Genomic DNA, 14,389 nt, shown 5'->3' with positions numbered 1-14,389 from the left:
ATGATTGCACTTGAAACAAAAGCCGTAACGAAAAAATATAAAAAGAAAATAGCAGTAAATGAAGTAACGATTTCATTGGAAGAGCATAAAATATATGGTTTGCTCGGTAGAAACGGGGCAGGAAAAACGACACTATTAAATTTACTTGCAGGCCAAATTACTTCAAGTAGTGGAAGTATATCAATATTTGGCGAACATGTTTTTGAAAATAGTAAAGCGATGCAAAATATTCGTTTTATTAAAGTGAAAGAAGCTGCTAAATAATAAAATTAAAGAAATTTTTAATTTATGTAACATGTTTTATAAAAACTGGGATCAAGAGTTTGCTGAAGAACTTGCCAAGAAATTTCAACTTAATTTGAAAGAAAAATACCATAAACTATCACATGGAATGCAAACTGTTGTAGGAATTATTCAAGGATTAGCAAGTAGGGCGCCAATTACCATTTTTGATGAACCAACTACAGGTTTAGACGCAGCACATCGCGAGTTGTTTTATAGTTTACTACTAGAAGATTACGGTGAGTATCCACGAACAATAATATTATCAACACATTTAGTAGAAGAAGTAACCCATGTTATTGAAGATGTAATCATCATAAAAGCAGGCGCACTTGTTGTTCAATCATCGGTGGAAGATTTATTGCAACAAGCTCATATTATTTCAGGAAAAAAAGATAAAGTAGATGAGTTTTCGATAAATAAAAAAATAATAAATCGAGAAGTTTATGGAAATAAGGGGATTGCTGTTATATGGGAAGAACTTTCTAATGAAGATTATTACTCTCTTGAAAAAGAAGGGTTACTGATTGATAGAATTACATTACAAAAACTATTTATACACATAACTGGTGGTGAAGTGAAATGACGATGTTAATGAAGCAAATGCTGCTCATTTAAATGGAGCGAACATTGGTTATTTACCTGAAATTATAAATAACCCTTCAATAGCAATTATGTTATTTATAGTAGGGAGTGTTTTCATCATACAAGATGAGCTATTTCGTTTAGCAGTTTCATTCGGTGTAACGAGAATACAATATTTTATCGGAGCAATTTGTTACATTGTACTTTAATCTGCATTATTTTCATTTCTTCAAGTTATGCTTTTACAAGATTTAAAATATAACTTAGTAAATGTTAATTTTGGACAGCAATCGGTACAACAATTTATTTTGCAATTTTTATTTTATGTTACAACAGCATGTTTCTTTCAAGTGGTAGTAGTTTTTAAGCAACGATTTAAGTGGATTGGTCTTATGATTGGTGGAACACTTTTCTTATCAACAAATAGTGTGCTTTATGGGGAAGCAGGAGTAACCAGTTTATTATTTACGAGTGATGTATCCTCAGTAGATATTCCATATTTTACTGTTATTTCAATTGGATTAACTGTTCTTTATATCATAACTAGTAGTATATTTATTCGAAAAGTATCATTCGAAAAAACGATTTAAAATAGTATTAGATTACTATAGAGAGAAGGGTAGCAAATGGGAGACACATTTTCACTCATTACATTTTTTTTATGCATTGCACTACTAATATTCTGGCGTCGTTATCGATCTATGTATAAACCTATAAAGGGAACTGGGCTACGTATTTTGTGGCCATTATTATTTTTAACACCGGGTGTTTTATGGTTTTTTGGTCCCGTACATCCAGCTATAGTACAAGTAGTTATAGCAGTATCGATTGGAATTCTTCTCGCCGTACCACTTATAGTTTTAACAAATTATGAACGAAGAGATGATGGGAATATTTATACGAAAAAAAGTGCAGCTTTTTTAATTACTTTTATTGCACTTGTCTTTTTAAGATATGGTTCAAGACAATATATTGTTGACTTAGATCAACAAACAATTGGTTTATTATTTTATGTTGTTGCTGTCTCGTATATTATTCCTTGGAGAATTGCTTGTTATATAAAGTTTAGGAAAGTTTGGCGGGAAAATAATAATCATGCTTTATAAGAAAAAACTTTTCTTTTGAGAAGTTTTTTCTTTTTATATGTAATTGAAATCATTTGTTGAAGTGCAAGCTACCATACAATATGATGAATATAAAAAGAGAAAGTAGGGGATATAAAAATGCGTACAATTTTACTTTTTCTAAACGACATGTCTATTAATGAAATAGAGAACATTAGGAAAAAACATGATCCTTTATTTGGTTTAATCCCACCGCATATTACAATTGTATTCCCATTTGAAAGCTCGATTTCAAATGATGAGCTGAAATTACATATTTTAAAATTATCAAAAGGGATACAAGAGATAGAAATAGAATTTGCGAATCAAATTTCGGGTGAAGGGGAATATTTATTTTTACGAGTTGAAAAGGGGCAAAAACAAATAGAAGAACTACATGACTTGCTATATACAGGAGCCTTATTACAATTTTTGAAAGAAGATATTCCGTATATACCGCATGTAACAGTCGGGAGAAAAGAACGTACTGAGTTAGCTGCTGAAGTAGCTAAGGATATTCATAATTTCCCTGAAAAGTTACAATGTATAGTTGATAGAGTTAGTGTAGAGCGAATTGGAGAGAATGGGGAATCAATTATAGAATTTGAAGTACCGTTGCAAAAAAGCTGACAAGTGTCAGCTTTTTTTATCCGTAATATGAAGTAAAGCACCAATCGCACCGCTATTACCACCATCTCGTAAAAAGATTGGTGTTTTATTTTGATATTTTGTGTAGTTACTAATAATATTTTGAAGGTGTACGTTATTACATAGAGTGGAACCAATATAAATAATATGGTCAATGTTTTTTGTTTCGGCGAATTGAAGGCTTAATGCAGTAACAACTTCACCGACAAGTCCTTGCACAGTTGCTAGTATATCAGCACTACTAAAATTTGAATCTGTTTTGGTAGCTTTACCAAAATTGCTTGCAGTTAAGCTATTATCAATAGGAGAGAGAATGCCACCATAAATATCACCGACCGTAATATCTAGTTCTTTTCTAGAACCTAATTTTGTTAAAGGAATCACATCTTCAAAATGATCTATATTTGTTAACAATTTTGAAAGCCCCATAATAGTACCACCGCCAACACCCGTTCCACCAGCTCGAATATATTTTTCATTATAAACGTAATGAATGGAAGTACCTGTACCTATATTTGTTAAAATAAAGTTGTTTATATCATATTGCTCTTCTTTTAATATGTATCGGACACCTACAAGAGTAGCTTCAAATTCGTTTAGTTCTACTATATTATATGAGTCTGAAAGTAGTTGCTGTAATTGTTTTGCTTTACCACCTGTTATACATATTTGTTTTATACGAGTGCTTTTCTTAAGCCGATCTATTATTTTATCTTGTTCATTTGAATAAAATTTTTCAAAAGCTAATTGCTTTTGTTCGTTCAAATAAGCAATTTTCGTTAATGTTCCTCCAGCATCGATACCGATAGTACTTTCCATTTTCCTGCTCCTAACCAAGTAATTTGTTTACTCTGTTCATGTTGGCGAGACGAATTTGTAGGAGGGAGATATCCTGACGAATTACATCGTCTCTATTCTGCTTGATATATTAATAGCTTTTCTATAGTTACAATCGGCTGATCGTTAATAGTTGCAGTACCTTTACCGAGAATAAAACCTCGACGATTGCGAGTAAGCTTATAATGTAAATCAAGTTTATCACCGGGATATGCGTTTCCGTGGAATTCAACCCCATCCAACGAAGAGAGGAAGCCTAGCCCTTCAGAGTCACTTGTATTTACAAATGCACTAAGCTGAGCAAGTGCTTCTACAATTAACATATGAGGCATATGTTTTTGATTATCATTTATAAACCACTCATTATTTGAAATCAGTTTATATCCCGTAACGGATTCACCATGTTTTACATTTGTTACTTTATCAATCATTAAAAAAGGATAACGATGAGGAAGAGTGTCTTGAATATGCATATGAAAGTACCTCCAATAAATAATACCCCTGCTACAGTTAAGCAGGGGAGTTATCATTAATTTTTAACTAATTCATTTACTTTTTCAAGAGAAAAAATACCGCTATTTCTAATGTTTTCAACAACTTGTTGTAACACTTCTTTATCTTGAACAAGTGCAATACGTACAAAGCCTTCTCCATGAGGTCCAAATGCATGACCTGGTGTAACAACGACATTCGCACGATCCATTAATGCATAAGCGAAATCTATCGAAGTCCAGCCTTTCGGAATTTCGGCCCAGACGAACATACTACCAGCTGGTTTATCAACATTCCAACCAAATGTTCGGAATCCATCAACTAAAGTATCTCTACGTTCTTGATAAATACCGCGATTTTTCTCACAAAACGCAGCGCCATTTCTTAGTGCCGCTGATGCCGCTTTTTGAATTGGTAAAAACACACCATAATCTGTATTTGATTTAAATTGAGTAAGTGCACGAACAATTTCTTCGTTTCCAATCATATATCCAATACGGCTACCTGCTAAACTATAACTTTTTGATAAAGAGTTGATTTCTACTCCAACTTCTTTAGCACCAGGTACAGAGAGGAAGCTAATTGGTTTATTACCATCAAAATAAAATTCAGCATAAGCAAAATCATGGACAACAATAATGTTATGCTTTTTCGCGAATGCAATTACCTCTTTAAAGAAATCTGCATGAGCCATTGCTGGGACCGGATTCCCTGGGAAGTTTAAAATCATCATCTTCGCTTGATCGGCAATTTCTTCAGGAATTAGCTCTAAGTTAGGTAAGAAATCATTTTCTTTCTTTAATGGCATGTAGTAAGATGTTGCACCAGCCATTTGAATTCCAGTTTCATAAGCTGTATATCCTGGATCCGGAACTAATATAATATCTCCCGGATTTGCATAAACCATAGGTAAATGAACGAGTCCGTCTTGTGAACCCATTAATAATAAAACTTCTTTATCGGCATTTAATTTAACGTTATGAGTGTTGTTGTAATATTCAGTTACAGCTTCGTGAAATTCTGGAATACCACTTAATGTGTATCCATAGCTTTCTTTTTCACTTGCTGTATGTACCATTTCTTCTCTTACGAAGTCAGCAGGCGGCATATCAGGATTCCCGATACTTAAATCAATCATTTTGTGACCTGCTGCAATTTTTTCTTTTTTATAAGCCCCTAATTCACTAAATATAGAAGATTGGAATGCTTTCATTCTAGTTGCTAACGTGTAAGTCATCAAAACCCCTCCTAAAAACAGTGTTTTCTTTCTGCGTTTTTAATTATTCTGAAAACACATGTTTACATTTTATCATTTTTTTATGAAAATTAAAACGATTGACAAATTTAGAGGGAGGATAATAAGGAGAAACATATAAGACGCAGAAAATATTTTCTGCGTCTTATATGAAGTGTAATCATTTCTTTTTATATGTACATAACTTTTCCACTGCATAAAAGTATACATTTAATTTGCCATCGACAACTTTTAAAGTTTGATCCGATGTAAATGAGTTACCATAATCAATGTGATATACATTAGAATTCTTTACAAATGAGCCTTTGTATAAATCTTCTTTTTCCTTTGATGTTTGCATCTCCACTAAATATTGAACAATTTTTTCTTTCTTTTCTTCTTTTACAACTGTTTCAAATTTATAAGATGCAGGGCAAAGACCATTTTTGTTGTCAACGACTTCCCAAGAACCGTATATATCATTATTGCTACATCCGCTAAGTAGAACGATGAATATTGGAATAATTAATAGAACCTTTTTCATTTTGTACTCCTTTCTTTTCATTTTTAATAAACGTGCGAATACGATACGAATATTGTAATAAATAAAGTTTAAATTTTTATAAAGAATTATTTAATTTCACATAAAAATTTAGGCGGAATTGAAAAAGCATAAATCTAGTGTAAAGTCAGATCCATGCCGAGTACAGTAGCCTATGTTATGTCTCTTTTGAGGAAAAATAAAGAGGAAAATAGGATTACTATCCCATTTAAAATATATATAATTGCAACAATGAAGGCTAGCCCACCTGCGCCAAATCCAGCTTTATCAAATATAGAAGCGAATGCTACGGTAGCAAAAAAACAATAGGAGTTAGTAGTAAAAAAATGAAACCTGCGATAATTCTTCTTTTAAGGTTATGTCCAGATAAGGAAATTGCTAAAAAGTTTATGATGCTAAACAGAGCTAATACAAAAATAAAGATACTAAATAACTGCATACCATCAGACAATTTCGCACCTCCTGTATATATCATGTTAGTATACTGTATTCGAAAGTGAAAGAGGGTACTCCTTTAAATAATTATAATAAGCGTAATAAATAAGGCTTTATATAACAAAGACGCATGGATTAATCTAATATGATCCATGCGTCTTTATTTATGCTATAAATTCGCAGATTGCGAAGGTTGTTTTTCATATTGTTTCTGTTTAGATAATGAAATGAAAATAATTAATAATGAAATCACACCGAAAATGAGAACCATATATTGCAATCCAATCGTATCTAAGAAGAAGCCTGTGCCGAGTAAGACAATTTGGAACATAACTCTCTCAAACATATTACGGAATGAGAAGAGACGACCATGATAGCTTTTTTCCACTTTCGTTTGGAAAATTGTCGACATAATAGGGAAGAAGCAACCAACACTAAAACCAAATAAACCAAATGATGTAAGAGACATCCATTTTATATCGCTAAAGAACAAGGAAAGGTGTGCAAAAGCGGTACAAACAGCGAAGAAATATAATAATTTTTCAGGTTTGAAATGGTCAGATAAACGTTTAATAACGAAGGCCCCTAACATAAATGCGACACCTTCAATTGTATATATAAAGCCTTTAATCGTTGGATCATGTTGCATTTCACTAATGTTGATTACCATTAAATTAAATCCGGCTATAAATAATAGAGGGATAATACTTAATATAAGTGCTGTAAAAGCAATAGGAATTCCTTTTAAAATACGAAATACTTCCATAAAGCTATTATCTTTCGCAGCTTGTTTACTTGGTGTTGTTGATTTCTTATCTTCGAATTGTAGGAAGAAAGTTGAGAGGAATAATAAAGCGTATGCTGCCATTGAGAAGGCATACATATACTGTAAACTCATTACAACTAAAAGAATTCCACCTAGTGAAGTACCTGCAATACGAGCGATTGTACCTACATTCATATGTACACCGTTCATCTGTAATAACTCATGCTCACGTACGATGAGTGGAATTACAGATTGTAATGCAGGGAAGTAAAATGCTGCAGAAATTTGAAGAGCAACCATAAATGCAATCATGAAGGCAATGCTTTCAAATTGGATAGCGAAAAACATAAAAATAACACTAATAACGCGACCGAACCCAGCATAAAGAAGAACTTTTTTCTTTTCATACTGATCGATAATACGACCAGCCATAGGACCAACTAGTACACCAGCTAATAGTCCGATAAATAATATAACTGATTTCATGAAATCAGAAGGGACATATTTTTGCATAAATTCAAGGTTGCCAAGAATACCAAGCCATAGCCCTAGACCAGCAATAAACTCCCCAATTAATACAATCCAAACATTTTTATTACGCCACATAATGTAAAACCTCTCCGTCTTTTAAAATGAAAAAATCGTATATAAAACCTCCTTATTTTATGTATAATTTATAACGAACTTTTTTAGAGTCAGAGTCTATATTACGTGTTTCATGAGTGGATTTCAATCTTTTTGATTTGTTAAAAATTTGATGTGTTAATAGATGAAACAAGTAAGTCGAAATGTATAAAATCAATGATTACATATTCAGTGAAATTAAGGATAAATAAAATAAAAGCATCAAGAAAATATCACTATTAAATGATATTTTTCTTGATGCTTTTAATACATCAGGCCGAATATTCTTCTTTACGTACTTCGAAAAATTCATTACGACGTAAGTAATTATAAACTTTCTCGGAAACCTCTTCTTCTTCAGACATTAAGAAACGATGATCAAAAGCATAGAATGATTGACCTTTAATTAATTTTACGTAGTATATTTTACACACCTCCTCTAGCATAATTGGAACTTAATTAATATTATGATGGCCTATATGCTTGTTAATCATACTTGGAGTTTCAAAGGATAGAAACTAAACAAATTACAAAAGATTACAAAACTGTAATGTTGTTGTCACGTTTTCCGATAGTTAAAAATAACCAATCTCTTCTATACTACAAATAAGTTATATAAAATAAGGGGGAAAAAAGATGGATGAAGTAATTGGAGAAGTTGTAGCAGGTATGTATGAATTTGTAGTTGAAGTAACGGCAGATGCTATTGGAAATTTAGTTTCTAGAAATAATGAGGAAAAAGAAACGATATAAAAATATAAAGGCTGATTTCTAAAGGGAAATCAGCCTTTATATTTTTACATTATATTAATCGATATTAAAATTTAAATTCTGATTACTGAAGGGAAATCAGCCTTTATATTTTTACATTATATTAATATTATTTAAATATTTGTTTGTTAGGATGGAGATGAAACCAATATTGGAGGTGATTAAAATAAATATGCCGAGTTTGGGATTAGATTTATCTAATTCTCGTTTAATTATGGCGAATGTAGACGAAAGGGAATATCATTTTATTATACGTGAACATCCGATTTTAGGGAAAATTATATCGCTACTTGAAAATGGAAAAGAATACGGCTTAATGGATAAACAAATCGCTAATAAAGATAAATTTATAAAATCGGAGCTTATTAAATTAGATTATTTTAACATAGATGTTCTACAGCATACACCTGGATGGATATGGATTGGTATGGATCAATTTGGTTTACATGCTCGTGAGGCTACTTATAACGAAGTAGACGTTATTATGAAGTTAAAAGAGGATTTATATTATATAGATGTATATGAAAAAGTAAAAATGTAATAAATATTTAGTCAGGTTAGGGGACAAGTTTCCGTAGCCTTTTTTGTTTAGGAATAAAACGTAAAATTTATATTATATTGATGATAGGAAAGCATGATAAGAAGTAAGCTGAAAAGAGGATTTGAAAATACATAAAGAGAACTTTAATTATTATATGAATCCTATATGTAAATAACAATAGAAAGCAGATGATAAAATGAGTAAAGAAGAGCTTGTGAAACAACAGTTTGGTAATAATGCTGAAAAATATGTAAAAAGTAAAATTCATGCTAATGGACCAGACTTACAATATGTAGTTCAACAAGTTGAGTCTCGTCATAATAATCGTCTTCTTGATATTGCTACTGGCGGTGGACATGTTGCGAATATATTAGCTCCATTGTTTAAAGAAGTAGTTGCCTTAGACTTAACAGAAAAAATGTTAGAGAATGCGAAAAATTTTATTATCAGTAATGGACATGAAAATGTATCTTTTATTGCTGGAAACGCTGAAAGTTTACCGTTTGCTGATGGTTTTTTTGATACAATTACGTGCCGAATTGCAGCACATCATTTTACGAATCCACCTCAGTTTATATATGAAGTAAATCGTACGTTAGAACATAATGGATTGTTTATTTTAATAGATAATGTTTCACCGGAAAATAATGAATGCGATACATTTTATAATTTTATAGAAAAAAAGCGGGATCCGAGTCATGAACGAGCGCTGAAAAAAACAGACTGGATTTCCTTGTTAGAAAAAAACGGTTTGCAAATGCAGTCATGTCTTACTTTTGACAAGAAATTTGAATTTGACTGGTGGTGCGATATGATGAATGTACCTTTGCTGAAACGTATGAAATTAACAGAGTGTATGATGAAAACACCAGTTGAAATGCAAGAATTCTTTAATATTCAAATTGAAAATAATAAAATAAATTCGTTTTATACTGAAATGGCATTGTTTGTATGTAAAAAAAGCGCGACATTAAAAAGATAAATTTCTTGCAGTCTTTTCAAAGTACGTTATACTTAGTACAGAGAAAATGAGAATTGAGGAAAAGTAATAATGATTCGCGTACGTATTGAAGGAACTGAAGAAGAAATGCTTGAATTTATGGAGAAAATGCCGGACATTCCTGGATTTGAAAAAACACATATGAGAGAACCGAGAAAAGGGAATAATCCAAAATACGATTCAAGTAAGAATGTATTAGCATATTTATCATATAAAAAGATTGAAGTCGCCAATAAATAGGCGGCTTTTTTAGTTGGCACTGTTTCACAGCCTTGTCTTTTTTACATAATAATAATAGTAGATTATGTTGAAGAGGGGTGAGGATAGTTAAAAAGAAAATCATCTTTTTTGGAGACTTTGGTATTGACGATGCTGTGGCGTTAATTTATGCAAATAAAACATGTAAATTAGATATTATAGGTATTGTTGCTGAATATGGGAATGTATCGCGAGAAATCGTAACAGAAAATGTGTATTTTTTAGAAAGATACTATGCTACAGAAGTGAAAATCATTGAGGGTGCAGCTAGACCAATGACAGCGGAAGAACCATTGTTCTTTCCCGAAATTCATGGGGAGCATGGCCTAGGCCCAATTATTCCACCTGATATGAGGATTTGTAAACGGGAAAATTTTTGTGAATTAATTAAATTAATTGAACCTTGTCCAGAAGATATTATTATCGTAGCGACAGGGCGTTTAACAACATTGGCAACGTTATTTTTATTATATCCAAATGTAATGGATAAGGTATGTTCATATTATATTATGGGCGGTGCGTTTTTATTTCCTGGTAACGTTACTCCTGTATCAGAAGCTAATTTTTATGGGGATCCAATCGCCGCAAATATTGTGATGAAGTACGCAAAAAATGCGACTATTTATCCGTTAAATGTAACGCAAGCAGCCCTCATTACTCCTGAAATGGTGGATATTATTAATAAAGAAGGAACAGGACAGGCGAAACTTATTAAACCGATGATCGATTTTTATTATGAGAACTTTTATAAAAAAGAATACCCGGGTATTGCTGGAAGTCCGATTCACGATTTACTTCCGTTCATTTCCTTTATTAATGATGATATTTTTGAATATAAAAAGTCAGCAGTTTGGATCAGTACGACAAATGACGTAACAAGAGGACAAAGTGTGGCAGACTTTAGAAAAATAGCCGAGCCAACAACATTTGATAATAGACCAATTCAAAAAATTGCAGTTGGTTTTGACTATCCTGCATTTAAAGAAGAGTTTATGCGGACAATATTAAAGCCTGACTGTCCTTAATATGTGTATTACGAATAACATCAACCTCGAGTCGAAAAACTGGCCGTTCATTATTTTGAAATAATCTAATAGTTGATCTGTATGAATAACTATTGAAAAATGTAACATAACTAATGGTAAGCAATTGTTTCTAATTATATTTTGATTGGTAAAATATAAAGGAGGTTATCATATGATTTGGTCTTTAATCGTCGGTGGTATATTAGGATGGCTTGCGAGCTTAATTACTGGAAAGGACGTACCTGGTGGTGTAATTGGTAATATTATTGCTGGTATTATCGGTTCATGGATTGGTTCGAAATTACTTGGTAGTTTTGGTCCAGTCATTGGTGGATATGCAATTATTCCAGCTTTAATCGGTGCGATCGTTTTAATTTTCATCGTAAGCTTCTTATTACGAGCAATGCGAAAATGAATGTAAGGACTGTTTACATTTGTAAGCAGTCCTTTTTATATGTTATGCTAGTATTATACAATCAGGAGGTGTCAGCATTGAAAACATTTACAGTAAATTTCCATCAAGAAGATAATGCTAAAGCGACAACAGTACATAAATTAAGTGAAGAGGACTTCAACAAAGCAACAGAAAAAGGCACTCGTCATCTATTTGATTTAGATACAAACGTTGGATTCTTCGTATTCTTTGACGCAGAAGATGCAGAAGGAAACGATCAATACTTAATGTTACAATACGAAGGTGATCATGAAGAGCCAACTGCGTGCTACGGATTTGATTTAAAACTATACTATCAATTTTTAGCACTGTACTTAAATGATCTTGAGTTCCAAGGTGAAACAGATGAAGAAGAGGAAGAGTATGGCCCAATTCATCATTTAGCTCACTTGCTTTATCATATTGTTGAAGATGGTAAGTCAATCGAAGTGTAAAAATACATATGTAAAGCTGTCCTTTTTGGGCAGCTTTTTTCATTTTCTTAAGCAAAATATACAAAATGTTTGCTATAATTTTATATATCTTGATAATTATATGAAATGAATAGGAAGTGAAGTCTTTGTTTACGATTGAGAACTATAAAAATTCTTTAGTAAATGGGCTCGAAGCAAAATCCTCGGATTTGATTGAAAGTTTAAAAGCGACAACACAGCTTAATTATTATAAAGAAATAGATTTATTAGATTTTACAGTTTTTGTTCAGTCATTTGAATTGTCTATCGTTATGTTTTCAATGGATGGAGAAGCGAATGAAGTTTTTTATGAAGGGACTGATAAAAGAATTTTTTCTGGTAGTTATAATGTAATGGATGACATTACATATTATACGTTTAGTGATGAAGAATCTGATGAGTTCTGGGGTTTTTATGAAAAAAATGATGCGAAGTTATCTGAAATTGGAACGAAAGCTATAGTAGAATGGTTTGCGGAATGCTGGAATAAAGCTGGTAGTATGAATGTAAAATTACCATCTTACGTTAGTTTTCATGACGATGATGAATGTTATGATTTGCATAATGGTAAATGGATTTCTGATGGTGATAAATGGTTTGATTAAACAGAAAAAGCAACAAGGAAGGCTCATCCCTCTTTGTTGCTTTTTCTACGTTTCAGGAAGGATTGCGGTGTATATGACGAGAAGGGATATATAAGGAGATGGGAAAAATGATAAATAATACAATTCCAAGTTTTTTGAAAGTATGGGAAAGTGATAATGTAGAATTAGAAGTTCTTAACCAATATTTCATTTCGCATCCAGAGATATTTGAAGAATACTTTAAGTATCATTGTCCACATACGAGAGAACGTCTTTCTACTGCCATTAAACAATATCCCGCAAAAATAGAAGGTATTCATATCATTGCAGAAACATTACCGATTATTATTCAAGAGATAACGAATGAATATCATAATAATTATAACTTTGATGTAAATATGAAGTTTCATTTATTTGTTGGAGCTTTTGGCTCTAATGCATTTGTAGAAAGGGAAATTATTGGAGACATCTTTTTTGCGGCAGAAAAATTATCTCCAGATGTAAATCACCTTCGTGTTATTGTCGCTCACGAAATAGGACATATATATCATAATGTTATGTTACAAAATGATGAAATGGATTGGACAAAAGCTGAGTGGACTGACGCGGCAGTTACTTTGTATCGTGAAGGTGTTGCAACATATTTATCAAAGCAAATTATAAAAGGCGTAAATGAATCAGTGTACTACTCATATAACAATGATGGTGAACGTTGGTTACAATGCTATATAGAAAATGAAAAACAAATAAAGAATCGTTTTTTGGAAGATTATATAGAAGGATGGACGTTCGAAAAAGAGAAAGAGTGGTTCCGGTTATCTGGCGGACAATACTTTGGATACAACCGAATTGGTTATTTTTTAGGAACAGCTTTTGTAGAGGATGTTGTACAAGCACTAGGAGAAAGTGAAGCATTTATTTTTTGGAACAAATATAATTTGAAAAGTAGCGTAATGGATTGGTTATCGAAAGGAATAAGATTATAATAGGGGGCTGAAATGTATGAAAGTGTATGTAAAGATAGCTATGTTATTTCTCGCTTTTACATGCCTATTGGCATTAGTAGCATGTAAAGGGACAGACGAAAAAAAGGAAACAAACCCAACCTCTGAAAATAGTAAAAACGAACAAAATAATTCTTCTGAAGAAAAGAAAGAGCCTGAAGCAAAATCAAATAATGAAGGATCAGCAAAACCAAAGACAGATTCAAGCACGAAAGATACAGTAATCAATCAAAAATCAATTAACCACATTAAAGATTTGTTTGAACTAGCGAAAGAAGGAAAAGTACCTAATGTTCCGTTCGCAGCTCATACAGGAGATATTGAAGAAATAGAAAAAGCGTGGGGGAAAGCAGATAAAACAGAACAAGCAGGTAACGGAATGTACGCTACCTTTACAAATAAAAATGTTAGCTTCGGTTTTAATAAAGGATCACAAGTTTTTGATGTACGCTCCTATCATGCAGAGCTAAAATCAATTACATTACAAGAAATAGAGAAAGCATTAGGAAAACCAACTTCTGTTAAGGTAAATGGGGAAGATAAAATATATGTATATAAAGTAAACAATCAGTTTGAGCTGAAATTCATTATTCCAGAATCGACTGGTAAGGTAAATCATATTTCGGTATTTTCACCAGAAGATAGTATTAATAAAATGGCAGGGTAATAAAGAAAGGATGTCACAAAGGTCATCGAGACTTTTGTGACATCCTTCTTTTTACTGTTAAAAGG

17 protein-coding genes and 3 pseudogenes are annotated in these 14,389 nt (G+C 32.1%); 13 read left to right on the top strand and 7 right to left on the bottom strand.

Features of this window, described 5'->3' with window-relative positions:
• The 4 genes and pseudogenes from DM800_RS23460 to DM800_RS23445 all read left to right on the top strand — a co-directional run bounded on the left by DM800_RS23460 (nucleotide 1) and on the right by DM800_RS23445 (nucleotide 2,600).
• Nucleotides 1-868, top strand: a pseudogene (locus tag DM800_RS23460) (ATP-binding cassette domain-containing protein).
• 16 nt (nucleotides 869-884) lie between these two features.
• Nucleotides 885-1,457 (top strand): annotated as a pseudogene (locus DM800_RS23455) (DUF4052 family protein); the annotation flags it as partial.
• 36 nt (nucleotides 1,458-1,493) lie between these two features.
• Entirely contained in the window at nucleotides 1,494-1,973 is a 480-nt protein-coding gene (locus DM800_RS23450; protein WP_147787696.1) for a CcdC family protein, read from the top strand.
• Between the two features lie 117 nt (nucleotides 1,974-2,090).
• On the top strand, nucleotides 2,091-2,600 hold the full coding sequence (locus DM800_RS23445) for a 2'-5' RNA ligase family protein (RefSeq protein WP_098133252.1): 510 nt from the start codon (nucleotides 2,091-2,093) through the stop codon (nucleotides 2,598-2,600).
• 6 nt (nucleotides 2,601-2,606) lie between these two features.
• Here the strand turns inward: DM800_RS23445 and coaW are convergent, their stop codons facing one another.
• The 7 genes and pseudogenes from coaW to DM800_RS23410 all read right to left on the bottom strand — a co-directional run bounded on the left by coaW (nucleotide 2,607) and on the right by DM800_RS23410 (nucleotide 7,993).
• Complete coding sequence (gene coaW / locus DM800_RS23440; protein WP_147787695.1) at nucleotides 2,607-3,437, bottom strand: type II pantothenate kinase; 831 nt, start codon at nucleotides 3,435-3,437, stop codon at nucleotides 2,607-2,609.
• Nucleotides 3,438-3,529: 92 nt separating this feature from the next.
• Nucleotides 3,530-3,928 carry a 3-hydroxyacyl-ACP dehydratase FabZ family protein gene (locus DM800_RS23435; protein ID WP_087983795.1) on the bottom strand — a complete coding sequence of 133 codons (399 nt, stop codon included), beginning with the start codon at nucleotides 3,926-3,928 and terminating at the stop codon, nucleotides 3,530-3,532.
• Between the two features lie 56 nt (nucleotides 3,929-3,984).
• Entirely contained in the window at nucleotides 3,985-5,184 is a 1,200-nt protein-coding gene (locus DM800_RS23430; protein ID WP_142310746.1) for an LL-diaminopimelate aminotransferase, read from the bottom strand.
• Between the two features lie 178 nt (nucleotides 5,185-5,362).
• Nucleotides 5,363-5,725, bottom strand: a complete 363-nt coding sequence (locus DM800_RS23425; RefSeq protein ID WP_061673347.1) for a hypothetical protein — start codon at nucleotides 5,723-5,725, stop codon at nucleotides 5,363-5,365.
• Nucleotides 5,726-5,895: 170 nt separating this feature from the next.
• A pseudogene (locus tag DM800_RS23420) lies at nucleotides 5,896-6,182 on the bottom strand (hypothetical protein).
• A 165-nt stretch (nucleotides 6,183-6,347) separates the two neighbouring features.
• Nucleotides 6,348-7,550 carry an MFS transporter gene (locus DM800_RS23415; RefSeq protein WP_000269247.1) on the bottom strand — a complete coding sequence of 401 codons (1,203 nt, stop codon included), beginning with the start codon at nucleotides 7,548-7,550 and terminating at the stop codon, nucleotides 6,348-6,350.
• 290 nt (nucleotides 7,551-7,840) lie between these two features.
• Entirely contained in the window at nucleotides 7,841-7,993 is a 153-nt protein-coding gene (locus tag DM800_RS23410; protein ID WP_071680000.1) for a YqbF domain-containing protein, read from the bottom strand.
• A gap of 518 nt (nucleotides 7,994-8,511) precedes the next feature.
• Between DM800_RS23410 and DM800_RS23405 the strand changes: the two genes are divergently transcribed.
• The 9 genes from DM800_RS23405 to DM800_RS23365 all read left to right on the top strand — a co-directional run bounded on the left by DM800_RS23405 (nucleotide 8,512) and on the right by DM800_RS23365 (nucleotide 14,324).
• Nucleotides 8,512-8,880, top strand: coding sequence for a hypothetical protein (locus DM800_RS23405; RefSeq protein ID WP_060487118.1), 369 nt, complete (start codon nucleotides 8,512-8,514; stop codon nucleotides 8,878-8,880).
• A 196-nt stretch (nucleotides 8,881-9,076) separates the two neighbouring features.
• Entirely contained in the window at nucleotides 9,077-9,862 is a 786-nt protein-coding gene (locus DM800_RS23400) for a class I SAM-dependent methyltransferase (protein ID WP_147787694.1), read from the top strand.
• 69 nt (nucleotides 9,863-9,931) lie between these two features.
• Nucleotides 9,932-10,120 carry a DUF3970 family protein gene (locus DM800_RS23395; protein WP_000621879.1) on the top strand — a complete coding sequence of 63 codons (189 nt, stop codon included), beginning with the start codon at nucleotides 9,932-9,934 and terminating at the stop codon, nucleotides 10,118-10,120.
• A 77-nt stretch (nucleotides 10,121-10,197) separates the two neighbouring features.
• Complete coding sequence (locus DM800_RS23390) at nucleotides 10,198-11,163, top strand: nucleoside hydrolase (protein ID WP_087983800.1); 966 nt, start codon at nucleotides 10,198-10,200, stop codon at nucleotides 11,161-11,163.
• Between the two features lie 172 nt (nucleotides 11,164-11,335).
• Nucleotides 11,336-11,578: a GlsB/YeaQ/YmgE family stress response membrane protein gene (locus DM800_RS23385; RefSeq protein ID WP_000638305.1), complete on the top strand. Its 243-nt coding sequence runs from the start codon at nucleotides 11,336-11,338 to the stop codon at nucleotides 11,576-11,578.
• A 77-nt stretch (nucleotides 11,579-11,655) separates the two neighbouring features.
• Complete coding sequence (locus DM800_RS23380) at nucleotides 11,656-12,051, top strand: hypothetical protein (RefSeq protein WP_000847587.1); 396 nt, start codon at nucleotides 11,656-11,658, stop codon at nucleotides 12,049-12,051.
• 125 nt (nucleotides 12,052-12,176) lie between these two features.
• Nucleotides 12,177-12,674, top strand: a complete 498-nt coding sequence (locus tag DM800_RS23375) for a hypothetical protein (RefSeq protein WP_137014773.1) — start codon at nucleotides 12,177-12,179, stop codon at nucleotides 12,672-12,674.
• Nucleotides 12,675-12,781: 107 nt separating this feature from the next.
• On the top strand, nucleotides 12,782-13,639 hold the full coding sequence (locus DM800_RS23370; RefSeq protein ID WP_147787693.1) for a gluzincin family metallopeptidase: 858 nt from the start codon (nucleotides 12,782-12,784) through the stop codon (nucleotides 13,637-13,639).
• A 16-nt stretch (nucleotides 13,640-13,655) separates the two neighbouring features.
• Nucleotides 13,656-14,324 (top strand): YjgB family protein, encoded by a 669-nt coding sequence (locus DM800_RS23365; RefSeq protein ID WP_147787692.1) that lies wholly within the window; start codon nucleotides 13,656-13,658, stop codon nucleotides 14,322-14,324.
• Nucleotides 14,325-14,389: the final 65 nt, after the last annotated feature.

This window comes from Bacillus sp. AY18-3, assembly GCF_008042305.1.
GTDB classification, from domain to species: domain Bacteria; phylum Bacillota; class Bacilli; order Bacillales; family Bacillaceae_G; genus Bacillus_A; species Bacillus_A wiedmannii.
The sequence above is the reverse complement of the archived record's forward strand: the minus strand, read 5'-3'. Positions and strand labels throughout refer to the sequence as shown.

What these genes read in the sequence shown, in the direction of transcription:
- DM800_RS23435 (WP_087983795.1), bottom strand. Translation starts at nt 3,928, where the DNA reads ATGCATATTCAAGACACTCTTCCTCATCGTTATCCTTTTTTAATGATT.
- DM800_RS23450 (WP_147787696.1), top strand. Translation starts at nt 1,494, where the DNA reads ATGGGAGACACATTTTCACTCATTACATTTTTTTTATGCATTGCACTA.
- coaW (WP_147787695.1), bottom strand. Translation starts at nt 3,437, where the DNA reads ATGGAAAGTACTATCGGTATCGATGCTGGAGGAACATTAACGAAAATT.
- DM800_RS23425 (WP_061673347.1), bottom strand. Translation starts at nt 5,725, where the DNA reads ATGAAAAAGGTTCTATTAATTATTCCAATATTCATCGTTCTACTTAGC.
- DM800_RS23405 (WP_060487118.1), top strand. Translation starts at nt 8,512, where the DNA reads ATGCCGAGTTTGGGATTAGATTTATCTAATTCTCGTTTAATTATGGCG.
- DM800_RS23365 (WP_147787692.1), top strand. Translation starts at nt 13,656, where the DNA reads ATGAAAGTGTATGTAAAGATAGCTATGTTATTTCTCGCTTTTACATGC.
- DM800_RS23400 (WP_147787694.1), top strand. Translation starts at nt 9,077, where the DNA reads ATGAGTAAAGAAGAGCTTGTGAAACAACAGTTTGGTAATAATGCTGAA.
- DM800_RS23395 (WP_000621879.1), top strand. Translation starts at nt 9,932, where the DNA reads ATGATTCGCGTACGTATTGAAGGAACTGAAGAAGAAATGCTTGAATTT.
- DM800_RS23445 (WP_098133252.1), top strand. Translation starts at nt 2,091, where the DNA reads ATGCGTACAATTTTACTTTTTCTAAACGACATGTCTATTAATGAAATA.
- DM800_RS23430 (WP_142310746.1), bottom strand. Translation starts at nt 5,184, where the DNA reads ATGACTTACACGTTAGCAACTAGAATGAAAGCATTCCAATCTTCTATA.
- DM800_RS23415 (WP_000269247.1), bottom strand. Translation starts at nt 7,550, where the DNA reads ATGTGGCGTAATAAAAATGTTTGGATTGTATTAATTGGGGAGTTTATT.
- DM800_RS23370 (WP_147787693.1), top strand. Translation starts at nt 12,782, where the DNA reads ATGATAAATAATACAATTCCAAGTTTTTTGAAAGTATGGGAAAGTGAT.
- DM800_RS23385 (WP_000638305.1), top strand. Translation starts at nt 11,336, where the DNA reads ATGATTTGGTCTTTAATCGTCGGTGGTATATTAGGATGGCTTGCGAGC.